Source organism: Baekduia sp. Peel2402, from assembly GCF_052567285.1.
On the sequence record NZ_CP199582.1, the window covers coordinates 2,837,937 to 2,850,551 of the forward strand.

The window sequence follows — 12,615 nt, forward strand, 5'->3', positions numbered from 1 at the left end:
GCGGGCGCTCGTAGTCTCTGGCTCATGGCCAGGATCGGAGTGCTGACGGGCGGCGGCGACTGCCCCGGGTTGAACGCGGTGATTCGCGCGGTCGTGCGCAAGGGACTACAGGACGGGCACAGCCTGTTCGGGTACCGCTACGGCTGGGCAGGTGTGCTGGAGGGCGACGGCGACGAGCTGACCGTCGAGCGGACGGCCGGCATCCTGCCGCGCGGCGGGACCATCTTGGGGTCCTCGCGGACCAACCCCTTCAAGTCGGGCGGGCCGGGCGTGGAGGGAGTGCGCGCGGGCATGGAGAAGTACGGCGTCGACGTGCTCGTGCCGATCGGCGGCGAGGACACGCTGGGCGTGGCGGCACGGCTGGACGCCGAGGGCGTCCCGGTCGTCGGCGTGCCCAAGACCATCGACAACGACCTCAAGGGCACCGACTACACCTTCGGCTTCCAGACCGCGGTGCAGATCGCGACCGAAGCGGTCGACCGGCTGCACACGACCGCGGAGTCGCACAACCGCGTGATGGTCCTGGAGGTCATGGGCCGCCACGCCGGCTTCATCGCCGCGCACTCCGGGCTGGCGGGCGGCGGCGACGTCATCCTCGTGCCCGAGCGGCCGTTCGACATCGAGGAGGTCTGCGACCACATCCGCCGGCGCCACGACACCGGCCGGACGTTCTCGATCGTCGTGGTATCCGAGGGCGCGACGCCGAAGGAGGGCACGCTCTCGACGACCGGCGCCGAAGGCAAGTTGGATGCCTTCGGCCACGAGCGCCTCGGCGGCATCGCGGTGACGCTGGAATCCGAGATCGAGGCGCGGACCGGCTACGAGACGCGGATGACGATCCTCGGCCACGTCCAGCGCGGCGGGACGCCGACGGCGTTTGACCGCGTGCTGGCGACGCGCTTCGGCGTGGCGGCCGCCGAGGCCGTGACCGCGGGCGTCTCAGGCAAGATGGTGGCCTTGCGCGGGGCCGACATCGTGACGGTCCCGATCAGCGAGGCGCTGGGAGACCCGAAGACCTTGGACGACAAGTTCTTCCAGGACGCCGCGGTGTTCTTCGGCTAGGCGGCGCGCCGCCTGCGCGCCTACGCCGGCTGCAGGTCGGTCGGCGCGATGTCCCAGCGGGCGGCGATCTGCTCGAGGTCGCCGTCCAGCGTCCAGCGGTCGGGCAGCGAGTCGCCCTCGTGGTCGGGCACGCCGCCCTTGAGCGCCATGCAGCGCGTGTTGTCGCCGATGGCGCGGATCTGCGCGACCTCGTCGTCGCTCAGCACGACCTCGGACGGCAGCGACGCAAGCTCCTCGCGCTGGGCCTCGACGGTCTTCGCACCGTCCCAGGCCTCCTGGATCAGCGTCGGCACGACCGACTCCACCGCCGGGTGCGCGAGGTTCCACTGCGCGGCGAGCTGCAGCAGCGTGAGGCCGTGGCGCTCGGCGATCGGGCGCAGCTGCTCGAGGTGCGCGACGCCACGGTCGATCCAGCCCGCGGGCCGGAACGCGCGGTGGTCGCGCTCGCCCAGCGGCAGGCCGGGACGCAGGTCGTCGTGGAAGATCCCGCCGTAGTCCAAGACGCGCGTCAGGACCTTGACGTCATGCGCGGCGGCGGCCGGGAGCACCAGCTCGCCGGGCCACGGCTCGAGCGGGTTGAGGATCAACATCGCCCAGTCGATCTGGTCGCCGTAGCGCTCGAAGCAGTCGATGACGTCCAGCGTGAAGCCGTTGGCCGGGCCCGGCGCGACGCCGAGCAGGCGCGTGAGGCCGGACTCCTTCAGCGCGGCCATGCCCTCCCAGACCGCGGGATGCGTGTAGCCGGTGCGGTCAGGGTTGTGCAACATCAACAGGTCGAAGTGATCGGTGCCGATCCGCTTGAGGCTCAACTCGGCGGCGTCGCGCAAGTAGTCGCCGTAGCCGGACGGGCCGCGCAGCGCGGGGTCGGTGAAGCGCGGGAAGCCCTTGGCGCCCTGGCGGATGCCCTTGTAGAAGTCGTGGCCGATCGCGCCGACGAGGCAGTAGCTGTCGCGATCGAGGCCTTGGAGTGCACGGCTGACGACCACGTCGGCGCCGCCCTCGCCGTAGACGTCGGCGGTGACGACGGTGCGGATGCGGTCGTCCGGGCGCATTAGCGCGAGCAGCCGATCCTCCTCCAGCTCGGTGCCGAAGTGCATGAAGCGGCCGCCCGACCAGGTGCCGAGCGCGGTGTGCGTGGGATCCAGGGCCATCACGCTGAAGGGTACGCCGGTCCGGCGAACGTGGGAGGATCGAGGGCGGATGCGCCGCCTGGTCTCGCTGCTTCTCGTCGCCGTCGCGTTGGTCGTCGCTGCCTGCGGTGGCGACGACAAGCCCGCGGCGGGCACCAAGAGCGGGTACGTCGCGCAGGTGCAGGAGGTCGGCGGCCAGATCCAGACGGCGCTGGCCAACATCTCCGACCGCGCCGGCACCGCCAAGGTGACGGTCGCCTCCTACGGGACCGAGCTCGACAAGAGCGTCGCGGCGCTGGACGCGGCCGTGAAGGAGCTGGACGCGATCACGCCGCCGGCCAACGCAGAGGCCGCGCACGACAAGCTCGTCGACGGCTGCCGCCAGCTCGCGGACGCGTTCCGGCAGACCGCGGTGGCGGCGCGCCAGGACGACCCGGCCGCGCTGGCCAAGGCGCTACAGGGCGTCTCGGCCGGCGAGGGCGCGCAGAAGATCGCGCAGGCCCAGGCCGAGTTGAAGGCCTTGGGCATCCAGGTCGCTGACGAGCAGTAGCGCGCGGGTCAGCAGACCCGCGTTCGCCCGCTCAGCCCGGACAGCAGCCGCTTGACCATCCCGCGCAGCGTCGCCTTGCCGTAGGCGTGGGTGCCCTGCGCGGTGGTCATGCTGATCCTCGCACTTGCGACGCTGTCCGTTATCACGTACATTTGTACGTCATGAGCAACGCACCCGCCACGTTCGACGCGCATGCCGCCGGCTACGAAGGCCCGCGCCGTCGCCTGATCCCGCCGTTTGACGCCTTCTACGGGACGGCCGTCGACGCGCTCACGATGCTCGGCCGCGCGCCGCGACGGGTGCTCGACCTCGGCGCCGGGACGGGCATGCTGGCCGCGCGGGTCGCGGCGCGTTACCCCGAGGCGGAGCTGGTCCTGACCGACGGCGCGCCCGCGATGCTCGAGCAGGCGCGCGCGGTCCTCGGCGACCGGGCCGAGATCGTCGTCGCCGACCTCGCCGACCCGCTGCCCGAGGGCGACTTCGACGCGGTCGTCAGCGCGCTGGCGATCCACCACCTCAGCGACGCGGACAAGCGCGCGCTGTTCGCGCGGGTCGCCGCCGCCCTGCCGCCCGGCGGCGTGTTCGTCAACGCCGAGCAGGTCGCGGGACCGACGCCGTGCTTTGACCGCTACTACCGCCAGTGGCACGAGGCCGCCGCGCGGGCGGCGGGCAGCGACGACGCCGAGTGGGCCGCCTCGATGGAGCGCATGGCGCACGACCAGTGCGCCGACGTCGAAGCCCAGCTGGCGTGGCTGCGCGAGGCGGGCTTCGACGCCGCCGACTGCCTCTTCAAGGACCACCGCTTCGCGGTCCTCGTGGCGCGGCGCGCGTTCGAGGACGGCGCGCGCGCCGCGTCTTAGACCGAGACCGCGTCCGCGCGCGCCGCCGCGCGCAGCTTGTCGACCGCCTGGCGCAGCACGCGCGAGACGTGCATCTGGCTCAGTCCGACGATCTGGCCGATCTCGGACTGGGTCATGTCCTCCTCGAAGCGCAGGCGCACGATCTCGCGCTCGCGCGCGGTCAAGGACTTGGTCAACGCCCCGATCGTGGCGCGGTCCTCGGCGGTCTGGAAGCCGTCGTCGTCGGTGCCCAGCCGCGAGCCGAGGTCGAGCTCGTCGCCGTCGGTGCCGTGGACGGGGGCCGACAGCGACGTCGACAGCCTGGCGCTGAGCGCCTCGCGCGCCTCTAGGACCAGCTCGTCGCCGAGGCCGGTCCGGCGCGCGAGATCATCGACGGTCGGCGCGTGGCCGAGCTCACGCGACAGCGCCTCGGTCGCCTTCTCGACGGCGAGCGCGGCCTCCTGTAGATCGCGTGGCGGGCGCACCGCCCAGCTCTTGTCGCGGAAGTGCCGGCGCAGCTCGCCCGACATCGTCGGCAGCGCGTAGGAGGAGAACGCCGCCCCGCGTACGGGGTCATAGCGATCGATCGCCTTCAGCAAGCCGAGGCTCGCGACCTGGACGAGGTCGTCGAACGGCTCTGGGCCGTGCTTGTACTGGGCAGCCGCGTAGCGGGCCAGCGGCATGTAGCGGTGAACAAGCTGCTCTCGCAGCTGAGGATCTCGGGAACGGGCGTACCGGCGGAGCAGCGTCGCGTCCCGTTGGCCGCCCGATGTGTTCGGCCGCGAGTCCTGTCTGGTCGCCGGCAGCACCGTGGAGGCGCTGACGGTCATGTGAAAATTAGCCTCTCCGAGACCCCGCGACCGCAAACGCAACTTCCAGAGCCGGCGCGAACGGGGTCGATGGTGCGAGGTGCGGACGTGTCCTGGGGTCCCTGATCAAGGAGCCGCAGACCGCTGGGCCAGCAGGGTGGAGTCCTCGATCTCGAACGTCTCGTCCCCGCGGGTAACGGTGCGCGGCCGTTGTTCAACTACCAGCGGATGGACGTCGGCCGGCAGGGCGGGCAGGAGGTCGGCGGCGCGGAACAGCGCCCGCCGCCGCTCGTCGCTCTGCCGGTCGTGGGTCGCGCTCGGGCCGTGGCCGACGACGAGCAGGTGACCACCCGGCGCGACCGCGGCGGCGAGACGAGCGGCCACGGCGATCATGCCGCCGTCGGGCGGGTGCAGGAAGTGCGTGGTGACGAGATCCCAGACGCGCCCCTGCGCATCGAACTCGCGGGCATCGACCTGCCACCACTCGATCTGCTCGGAGACCCCGGCCGCCTCGGCGTTGGCCGCGGCACGCGCCAGACCCGCCGCCGAGAAGTCGGCGCCGGTAACGGTCCAGCCCCGTCGCGCCAGCCAGATCACGTCTCCGCCCTCGCCGCAGCCGACGTCGAGTGCCGTCCGCGGCTCGAAGCCCGAGACCTCCGCGACCAGCTGCGGGTTCGGATCGCCGCTCCAGACGCTGCCCGCTCCGGCGTACCGCTGCTCCCAGCCCGCCGGCTCGAAGTAGTCCTCTGCGTGCTCGCTCATCGCGGCGATGCTGTCGCGTGATGTCGCGAGCGACAAGCTTGCTTGCCGATCCGGCAAGAGACCGGCGCGCCGAGGTGTACGGGTCGATGCGCGGTCTCGGACTTGAACCGAGGACCCCTCGCTTGTAAGGCGAGTGCTCTGACCAACTGAGCTAACCGCGCGGGCCCGGCACAGGCTACGGGTTCGCGCGCAATCTGCGGGGTTCGAGGCGATCGTTCGGGAGTGTGAGAGCTACGGGGGCGGGGTAGTCCGATTGGCACGATGCTCGACCAGCGCCAGGCCAAGCGGGATGTGTTCGTGCTCGACGGGACCTTCGGGCTCGTCGGTCGCCTCGACGGGATCCACATCGATCCTGACGGTGAGGCGTGGGGGACGGTTCACTGCGGCACGTTCGGAGCCCGCACGCGGCTGGTGCCGCTGCGCGGCGCGCAGTGGTGGTCGGGCTACTTGCGCATCGCCTGCTCGCGCCATCAGGTCCGCACCGCGCCCGAGGCGGGCGACGACGTCCTGCTGCCCGGCGACGACGCCGACACGCTGCGCGAGCACTACGCGACGACCGCCTTGGAGGACGAGGCGGAGCCGCGGTTCTTCCGCCCGGACTTCTAGGAGCTTCTGCGGCGCTTACTGCGCCGAAGCCGGGATCGCCGTCTGCGCGCCGCTGTCGGGCGCGACCGTCGGCGTCTCAGGATCCGGCGTGGGCGCTGGATCGGCAGCGGGCGGGACCGGGTCGGCAGGCGGCGCCGGATCGGCTGGCGCCGGGTCGCTCGGCGGCGGATCGGCCTGCGGCGCGGGATCGCTCGGCGCGGGCGTCGTCTCGGTGGGCGTCGTCGGCACCTCCTCGACCGGCGGCGTGGGATCGCTCGGCGGCGTCTGCTCTGCGGGCGCCGGCGGGGCTTCCTCCGCGGGCGCGGGGACCGGGGTCTCGGGCGCGGGCGACGGCGCGGGATCAGCCGGCGTCGACGCGGATGCGTCCGGATCGACGGGCTTGGGCGCGTTGTCAACGGCCGAGTTGACCGGCGCCGCGTCGGCATCCGGCGCCACGACGGCGGCCTGCGAGCTCGCGCCGGTCGTCGGCGTCGCGGTGAAGATCGAGGTGCCGCCGCCGGGCTGGCGCGGCTTGGCGCCGGAGCCAGCGACGGGGGCGGCGTCGCCGGGCACAGGGCCCTCGCCGTAACCCGCCAGCGGCGGATCGGCAGGCGACAGCGGCGCGGTCCCGGAGCCCGATGGGCCGGTGGTCGTCACGGACGGACCGCCAGAGGAAGAGGACGGGCCGCGCGTGGTGCCGCCACCGTTGCCGCCGGTTGCGGCCGGCGGCGCGAGGGTGCCAGCGGTGGGCGTGACCGTCAGGCGGCCGCCCGCGCTGGTGAGGCCCAGCGCGTTGAGCAGCGCGCGATCGGCCGGCGCGCGCTCCACGGTGCGCGACGCCGGATCGACGATCGGCCCGCGCGTGCCGCCATTGGCCGCCAGCGGGATCCCATGCGGGATCGCGATCTCAGGGCCACGGCTGCCGTCCTGGGCATCAGGCCAGGAGCTGAAGGTGAGGATCTGCTCGCGGAGCAGCACGGAGCCCGAGGCGACGACCGCGCAGGCGGCGAGTGCCCCGATGGCCAGCGGCGCCTGCCGGTGCATCAGCATCGGCAGCCCAACCCCGTCATCCGTGCGAGGGCGGCATCCACACCAGAGACATCGGCACGCGGCGCGCCTCCCTCAAGTGGGGGACCTGCCAGCGGTCCGGGAAAAGACCGCAAATAGCGGGAACGTCCGTGCGCCCGGAAATCGGTCCTACGCATCAGGTGTCAAACGCGACGTACTGGAAGACCGTCTCGGGCACGACGAGCTCCGCGCCGGGGTTTTCTGGGTCGTCGCCGATGCGGCACGCCACAATCCGGAGCGTGTTGCCGGCGCCCGGATTGGCGACAACGACGACCGGATCCGGCCAGCCGCTGGTCGTCGGCGAGACCGACACAACGTCGTCGGCGATCTGCGGGTTGGAGCCCGGAACCGACGGCGTCAGCTGCGCCGCCGTGAGGATCGTCACCTGGCAGGTGTTGGGCAGGAACGGGTTGAACTTCGTCCGGACCGTGCCCGTGAAGTCGCCGAGGTCGCGCGTCAGCAGCGCCCCGTCAGCGATCGCGTCCGTGCCGATCGCACCGGCGGTGACCTTCGAGGACGTCACGGCGTCGGAGGCCAACTGCGCGGTGCCGACCGAGCCGTCGGCCAACTTGGCCGCGTCGACCGACTTCCCAGCCAGCTGCGTGTTGCCCACCGCACCGTCCGCGAGCTTGGAGGCGTCGACCGCCTTGCCCGCCAGCGCCTTGCCGCCGACCGCGCCGTCACGGAGCTGGTTGGCCCCCACCGACTTCGCCGGCGTCGTGCGCAGGTAGGTCAGCGCGCTCTTGGAGAGGTCCTGCTTGCCGAGCGTGCCGTTCTTGACCTGCCTGTTGGTGATCGAGTTGGACTTGATCGACGAGCCGTTGACGAGCCGGGCCGCGGTGGCGGGTCCGTCGAGCGCGACGAAGAGGGCGAGAAGGGCGACGATCAGCGACGCCGACGGGCGCCGCCCCTTGAGGCGTTGGGACATACGAGCCGGAACTCTGCCACGTACGGCGGCGCTTTAACACGGCTCAACGGACGTTCTAGTCCGGCCATCGCCAGACCGACGACTTGACCAATAAGTACCCCCAAGGGGAATCGAACCCCTGCTTCGAGCGTGAAAGGCTCGTGTGCTAACCGCTACACCATGGGGGCGTGCCCTTCCAGTCTAGGCTGGAGGGGCCCTCGTAGCTCAATTGGCAGAGCGCGCGCCTTTTAAGCGTTGAGGTTGTGGGTTCGAGCCCCACCGGGGGCATCGGTGTCGCTCAGCGGGTTCGGAGCGCCTGCTCTAGCTCCGCGAACAGCCGGATCAGATCAGGCGCTTCGAAGCCGCGGTTGCGATCGTGGTCCCCGGAGAACGCGAACGAGCGCCGGCGAGCGCGTCGGGCACCTAATCAAGGTTCGCCAATAACCTTGAACAAGACCAGGCGCCATTCAAGCTTGCCGGTCAACATGGGCCCAACAGGGTCCTTAGCGAATCGTTAGACGCTCCTCAGGGCGTCTTTGGGTTCGGGGCGCATCATCTTCGTCAGCGGACATCGAAGACGTCGGTTCCTTGGACCGGCCGGCGCCTTCTCACCTCTCCGCAGACAAGAGAGCAAGTGCAGTTCCTCCCCACCTCACCGGCGGGACGTCGCGAGGACGTCCCGCCGGGTAGGCGGGAGACCTACTCCTCCTGATTGAGATGGACCTTGGACAGCGTCATGCGGCCGGCGGGCGGTAGCTCAGCTCGTCGGCCGGGACGCCGCCCGCCAGGAGATCGGATGCGGTCCTCGCCAGCGCGGCCAGCGCGACGCCCATCGGGCCCGGCCCGAACGACACGCGCGCCACGCCAAGCTCGTGCAGCTCAGAGACCGACGGCGCACCCGGGCGCGCGAGCACGCTGATCGGCGCGTCAATGCCGGCGGCCAACGCCTTGATCGTGTCCGCGTCGGTGACGCCCGGGACGAAGATGCAGTCCGCGCCGGCGCGCGCGTAGGCCTGGCCCCGCAGCAGCGCGGCCTCGGGGTCGTCGGCGCCGCGCAGGTAGACGTCGGTGCGCGCGTTGATGACGATCGGGACGCCGGCCTCGTCAGCGGCGGCGCGCGCCGCGGCGATGCGAGCGACCGCGTCGTGCGGGTCGCGCAGCAGCTCGCCATCGCTGACGCCGTCCTCCAGGTTGCAGCCAACCGCACCCGCGGCGATGGCGCGCGCGACGGTCTCGCCGACCTCCTCAGGCGTCTCGCCGTAGCCGCCCTCCAGGTCCGCGCTGACCGGCAGATCCACCGCGTCGGCCACACAGCCGACGACCTCCAGCATCCGCTCGCGCCCGATCGCCTCGCCGTCGGCGAACCCGTGCGCGGCCGCGATCGCCCACGACGCGGTCGCGATCGCGCGGCAGCCGGGAACCGACGCCACGGTCCGCGCGCTGGCCGCGTCCCAGACGTTGACGAGCACGAGGATCGCCGGGTCGAGATGCAGGCGGCGCAGCTCCTCGGCGCGGGCAACAGCAGCAGCGTGAGGCACGCCCGAAACCGTATCGGGGCCGTCTACCCGCGCCCCGCGCCCCGCGGCGCGCGTCGACTAGCGCCCGGCCGTGACCTTGCCCGCCAGCGCGTCGAGCAGCAGCGAGCACGACCGCTCCAGCTGCTCCAGCGTCGCGTCCTCGACGCGCGTGACGCCGATCGCCTGGTTCAACCAGGCGTTGATCTGGTTGTGCGGGCGGCGCTCGCGGCGGCCGAGGTCGGCGACGAGCCGGTGGCGCTTGTCGCGCAGGATGTCGCGGCGCTCGAAGGCCGAGAGATTCGGTCCCGCGGGCTCAGGCGGCGCGTCCGGCACCGCGGAGCCGAAGTCCGCCACGATCGCCGGCACCGGCGCGACGGGCGCGACCGTCGGCGGTCCGCCGAAGAGCGACATCTGCGACGTCGGCGAGACGTCGGCGCTCAGCGCGACGAACTCGATCGCCTCGGACTTCTCGGTCTCGGTGCGCGGCTCGCGCTCCTCGAAGAGCTCCTCATCGGACTCGCGCCGACGCAGCAGCGGCGCCAGCTCGTTGTCGACGTCAGACGCGTGGCGGCGCAGCACCGGGTCGGCGGGCAGGTAGAGCCACGACATGTCGGCCGGGCGGCCCTGGATCGTCCGGACGAAGCGCCCGACGACCTGGCGGAAGATCAGCGGCGTCTTGGCGGCCGACGCGTACACGCCGACGCGCAGGCGCGGGATGTCGACGCCCTCGGACACCATGTTGACCGCGACGATCCACTCGTCCTTGCTGTCGGTGAACGCCTGGAGCTTCTTGTGCGCGCCGGCCTCGGTGTGCAGGACGACCAGCGGCGACTTCCCGGAGACGTCCTTCAGGAGCTTGGCGATCTTGCGCGCGTGGTCGGAGTCGGCGGCGACGACCAGGCCGCCGGCGTCGCGGTGGCCCGCCGCGCGCGCCTCCAGGAGCTTGGCGTGGGCGGCGGCGAGGATGCGCGGGAGGCCGTCGGTCAGCTCGGCGGAGATCGCGGTGCGGTAGCGGCGCGAAGCCTCGCGCGAGGACAGCACCGTGTCGAAGCCGGCCTCGATGACGTCGTCGCCCGAGCGCCACTGCAACGTGCCGTCGTACGGGATGAACGTCACCGGGCGGCAGATGCCGTCGCGCACCGAGTCCGCGTAGGTGTAGGAGATGTCGGAGATCGCGATGCCGTCGGCGTCGTAGCGCACGCCCGGGATCGGCGAGGCGTCGGAGCGAAACGGCGTCCCGGAGAGCAGCAGCCAGCGCGCCGCGTTGCGGAACGCCAGCGCGAAGCCCTCGCCCCACGCCAGCTCCTCGCCGAGGTGGTGCGCCTCGTCGGCGATCACGAGCGTCCGGCCCGTGCACTGCGCGCCCCACTTCGCGGCGACCATCGAGATCTTCGCGTAGGTGACCGCGACGCCGTGGAAGTCGCGCGGCGGCACGAGCTCGCTGGAGTCCGGCTGGAGGTTGAGGCCGAGCTTGCCCGCGGCGATCGCCCACTGCCGCGTCAGCGGCGTGGTCGGGCAGACGATCGCGACACGGTCTACGAGCTTGGCTCGCAGCATCCGGTTGGCGATCTCGATGGACGGGCGGGTCTTCCCTGCGCCAGGCGCCGCCGAGATCAGGAAAGGACCCGACTCCCATGTGCTCATCGCCTCGAGCGCAGAGACCTGCCACGCCCGCAATCCGTGTCGGGCGATGGACTTCGTGGCGCTCACGCGACGGCCAAGGTTGGGCGATGCGCCGGACGGAACACGAAGGCCCTGCTCGGAGCGGAAATCACTCCGAGACGACTAGTGCCGGAAGTGCCGGCGCTTGGTGAAGACCATCGCGACGCCCGCCGCGTCCGCAGCGGCGACCACCTCGTCGTCGCGCACCGAGCCGCCCGGCTGGATGATCGCGGTGACGCCCGCCGCGACCGCCAGCTCGGGGCCGTCGGCGAACGGGAAGAACGCGTCGGAGGCCAGCGCGCCGCCCTTCAGCGAGTCCTCGAACTGGCACTTCTCGACGGTTAGGCGCACGGAGTCCACACGCGACATCTGCCCGGCGCCGATGCCGATCGTCGCCAGGTCGCGCGTGACGACGATCGCGTTGGACTTCACCTTGCCCGCGACGCGCCAGGAGAACAGCAGGTCGCCCCACTCCTTGTCGGTCGGCTGACGCTGGGTGACGACCTCCATCGAAGAGCGCTCCTCGCGCGCGCTGTCGCGATCCTGCACGAGCAGGCCGCCGGTGACTTGGCGGATGTCGGGCTCGCCGAGCGCCGGGGTGCGGCGCTCCTCGTCCTCGAGGATCCGGATGTTGACCTTCTGGGTGAGGATCGCCAGCGCGTCGTCGTCGTAGCCGGGGGCGATCAAGACCTCGATGAACTGCTGATGCAGGCGCTCGGCCGTGGCCTTGTCGACCTTGCGGTTGAAGGCGATGATGCCGCCGTAGGCGCTGACCGGGTCGCAGGCGAAGGCCTTGCCATAGGCCTCCAGCGCCGAGGTGCCGAGCGCGACGCCGCACGGGTTGTTGTGCTTGACGATGACGCAGGCCGGGACCTCGAACTCGTTGACCAGCGTACGCGCCGCGTCGAGGTCCAAGATGTTGTTGTAGGAGATCTGCTTGCCGTGGTGCTGGCGGACCTGGGACAGCACGGTCATGCGCGCGCCGACCTGCCCGTAGAACGCGGCGCGCTGGTGCGGGTTCTCGCCGTAGGGGAGATCGACGACCTTCTCGTAGGCGCGGATGAACAGCGGCGGGAAGTCCTCCGACTTCTCGGCGAACCAGCGGGCGATCGCGGTGTCGTAGCGCGCGGTGTAGGCGAAGGCCTCGGCGGCGAGCGACTCGCGGGTGGGCATCGAGAGCGTGCCGCCGGCGTCGCGTAGTTCTTCAAGAACGGCGTCGTAGGACTCGGGCTTGACGACGACCGCCGCGTAGGCGTGGTTCTTGGCCGCCGCGCGGAGCATCGTCGGGCCGCCGATGTCGATGTTCTCGATCACCTCGGCCTCGGAGACGCCGCGCTTGGCCGCGGTGCGCTCGAAGGGGTACAGGTTGACGCAGACCAGGTCCACGAACTCGATGTCGTTGTCCTCGGCCGCCTGCATGTGGTCGGCGTTGTCGCGGACTGCGAGCAGGCCGGCGTAGAGCTTGGGGTGCAGCGTCTTGACGCGGCCGTCCATGATCTCCGGGAAGCCGGTGAAGTCGTCGATCGCCCGCACCTCCAGGCCCGCCTCCGCCAGCGCCGAGGCGGTGCCGCCGGTCGACACGATCTCCACGCCCAGCTCGGCGAGCCCGCGGGCGAAGTCGACGATCCCGCGCTTGTCGGAGACGGACAGGAGCGCACGCTGGATGCGGACGGCTCCGGGCGCGGTCTGCGCCTCGGGCGAGGTCTCGGAGGCCATGCGGTTGA

Annotated in this window: 12 protein-coding genes and 3 tRNA genes; 5 read left to right on the top strand and 10 right to left on the bottom strand. The window is 71.7% G+C overall.

The window, feature by feature from the left end:
• The first annotated feature begins 24 nt into the window (after positions 1–24).
• Positions 25–1,062 (top strand): 6-phosphofructokinase, encoded by a 1,038-nt coding sequence (locus ACT01A_RS13845; protein WP_445147673.1) that lies wholly within the window; start codon positions 25–27, stop codon positions 1,060–1,062.
• A gap of 20 nt (positions 1,063–1,082) precedes the next feature.
• On the opposite strand, the gene ACT01A_RS13850 is transcribed toward ACT01A_RS13845, so the two are convergent.
• Positions 1,083–2,213, bottom strand: coding sequence for an aldo/keto reductase (locus tag ACT01A_RS13850; RefSeq protein WP_445147674.1), 1,131 nt, complete (start codon positions 2,211–2,213; stop codon positions 1,083–1,085).
• 49 nt (positions 2,214–2,262) lie between these two features.
• Between ACT01A_RS13850 and ACT01A_RS13855 the strand changes: the two genes are divergently transcribed.
• Together ACT01A_RS13855 and ACT01A_RS13860 are read left to right on the top strand one after the other, a co-directional pair.
• Positions 2,263–2,742, top strand: coding sequence for a hypothetical protein (locus tag ACT01A_RS13855; RefSeq protein ID WP_445147675.1), 480 nt, complete (start codon positions 2,263–2,265; stop codon positions 2,740–2,742).
• A 161-nt stretch (positions 2,743–2,903) separates the two neighbouring features.
• Positions 2,904–3,602, top strand: a complete 699-nt coding sequence (locus ACT01A_RS13860; protein WP_445147676.1) for a class I SAM-dependent methyltransferase — start codon at positions 2,904–2,906, stop codon at positions 3,600–3,602.
• Here the strand turns inward: ACT01A_RS13860 and ACT01A_RS13865 are convergent.
• The 3 genes from ACT01A_RS13865 to ACT01A_RS13875 form a co-directional block, all read right to left on the bottom strand.
• Positions 3,599–4,411, bottom strand: a complete 813-nt coding sequence (locus ACT01A_RS13865; RefSeq protein ID WP_445147677.1) for a SigB/SigF/SigG family RNA polymerase sigma factor — start codon at positions 4,409–4,411, stop codon at positions 3,599–3,601. The genes ACT01A_RS13860 and ACT01A_RS13865 overlap by 4 nt on opposite strands.
• Positions 4,412–4,516: 105 nt before the next feature.
• Complete coding sequence (locus tag ACT01A_RS13870; protein ID WP_445147678.1) at positions 4,517–5,152, bottom strand: class I SAM-dependent methyltransferase; 636 nt, start codon at positions 5,150–5,152, stop codon at positions 4,517–4,519.
• 87 nt (positions 5,153–5,239) lie between these two features.
• A tRNA-Val gene (locus tag ACT01A_RS13875) sits at positions 5,240–5,313 on the bottom strand.
• A 100-nt stretch (positions 5,314–5,413) separates the two neighbouring features.
• Between ACT01A_RS13875 and ACT01A_RS13880 the strand changes: the two genes are divergently transcribed.
• A complete protein-coding gene (locus tag ACT01A_RS13880; protein ID WP_445147679.1) occupies positions 5,414–5,758 on the top strand; it encodes a hypothetical protein in 345 nt (114 codons plus the stop codon).
• A gap of 15 nt (positions 5,759–5,773) precedes the next feature.
• On the opposite strand, the gene ACT01A_RS13885 is transcribed toward ACT01A_RS13880, so the two are convergent.
• The 3 genes from ACT01A_RS13885 to ACT01A_RS13895 form a co-directional block, all read right to left on the bottom strand.
• Positions 5,774–6,787, bottom strand: a complete 1,014-nt coding sequence (locus ACT01A_RS13885) for a hypothetical protein (RefSeq protein ID WP_445147680.1) — start codon at positions 6,785–6,787, stop codon at positions 5,774–5,776.
• Positions 6,788–6,941: 154 nt separating this feature from the next.
• On the bottom strand, positions 6,942–7,733 hold the full coding sequence (locus tag ACT01A_RS13890) for a hypothetical protein (RefSeq protein ID WP_445147681.1): 792 nt from the start codon (positions 7,731–7,733) through the stop codon (positions 6,942–6,944).
• A 95-nt stretch (positions 7,734–7,828) separates the two neighbouring features.
• Positions 7,829–7,900, bottom strand: a tRNA-Glu gene (locus ACT01A_RS13895).
• Between the two features lie 26 nt (positions 7,901–7,926).
• Between ACT01A_RS13895 and ACT01A_RS13900 the strand changes: the two genes are divergently transcribed.
• A tRNA-Lys gene (locus ACT01A_RS13900) sits at positions 7,927–8,000 on the top strand.
• A 446-nt stretch (positions 8,001–8,446) separates the two neighbouring features.
• Here ACT01A_RS13900 and ACT01A_RS13905 read toward each other — a convergent pair.
• From ACT01A_RS13905 to purH, 3 genes are all read right to left on the bottom strand, one after another.
• Positions 8,447–9,250, bottom strand: coding sequence for an isocitrate lyase/PEP mutase family protein (locus ACT01A_RS13905; RefSeq protein ID WP_445147682.1), 804 nt, complete (start codon positions 9,248–9,250; stop codon positions 8,447–8,449).
• A 57-nt stretch (positions 9,251–9,307) separates the two neighbouring features.
• A complete protein-coding gene (locus tag ACT01A_RS13910) occupies positions 9,308–10,939 on the bottom strand; it encodes a DEAD/DEAH box helicase (protein WP_445147683.1) in 1,632 nt (543 codons plus the stop codon).
• Positions 10,940–11,014: 75 nt separating this feature from the next.
• The gene (purH, locus tag ACT01A_RS13915; protein ID WP_445147684.1) at positions 11,015–12,607 is read right to left on the bottom strand and encodes a bifunctional phosphoribosylaminoimidazolecarboxamide formyltransferase/IMP cyclohydrolase; all 1,593 of its coding nucleotides are present in this window, start codon (positions 12,605–12,607) and stop codon (positions 11,015–11,017) included.
• Positions 12,608–12,615 lie beyond the last annotated feature (8 nt).

What these genes read in the sequence shown, in the direction of transcription:
- ACT01A_RS13845 (WP_445147673.1), top strand. Translation starts at nt 25, where the DNA reads ATGGCCAGGATCGGAGTGCTGACGGGCGGCGGCGACTGCCCCGGGTTG.
- ACT01A_RS13850 (WP_445147674.1), bottom strand. Translation starts at nt 2,213, where the DNA reads ATGGCCCTGGATCCCACGCACACCGCGCTCGGCACCTGGTCGGGCGGC.
- ACT01A_RS13855 (WP_445147675.1), top strand. Translation starts at nt 2,263, where the DNA reads ATGCGCCGCCTGGTCTCGCTGCTTCTCGTCGCCGTCGCGTTGGTCGTC.
- ACT01A_RS13860 (WP_445147676.1), top strand. Translation starts at nt 2,904, where the DNA reads ATGAGCAACGCACCCGCCACGTTCGACGCGCATGCCGCCGGCTACGAA.
- ACT01A_RS13865 (WP_445147677.1), bottom strand. Translation starts at nt 4,411, where the DNA reads ATGACCGTCAGCGCCTCCACGGTGCTGCCGGCGACCAGACAGGACTCG.
- ACT01A_RS13870 (WP_445147678.1), bottom strand. Translation starts at nt 5,152, where the DNA reads ATGAGCGAGCACGCAGAGGACTACTTCGAGCCGGCGGGCTGGGAGCAG.
- ACT01A_RS13880 (WP_445147679.1), top strand. Translation starts at nt 5,414, where the DNA reads ATGCTCGACCAGCGCCAGGCCAAGCGGGATGTGTTCGTGCTCGACGGG.
- ACT01A_RS13885 (WP_445147680.1), bottom strand. Translation starts at nt 6,787, where the DNA reads ATGCTGATGCACCGGCAGGCGCCGCTGGCCATCGGGGCACTCGCCGCC.
- ACT01A_RS13890 (WP_445147681.1), bottom strand. Translation starts at nt 7,733, where the DNA reads ATGTCCCAACGCCTCAAGGGGCGGCGCCCGTCGGCGTCGCTGATCGTC.
- purH (WP_445147684.1), bottom strand. Translation starts at nt 12,607, where the DNA reads ATGGCCTCCGAGACCTCGCCCGAGGCGCAGACCGCGCCCGGAGCCGTC.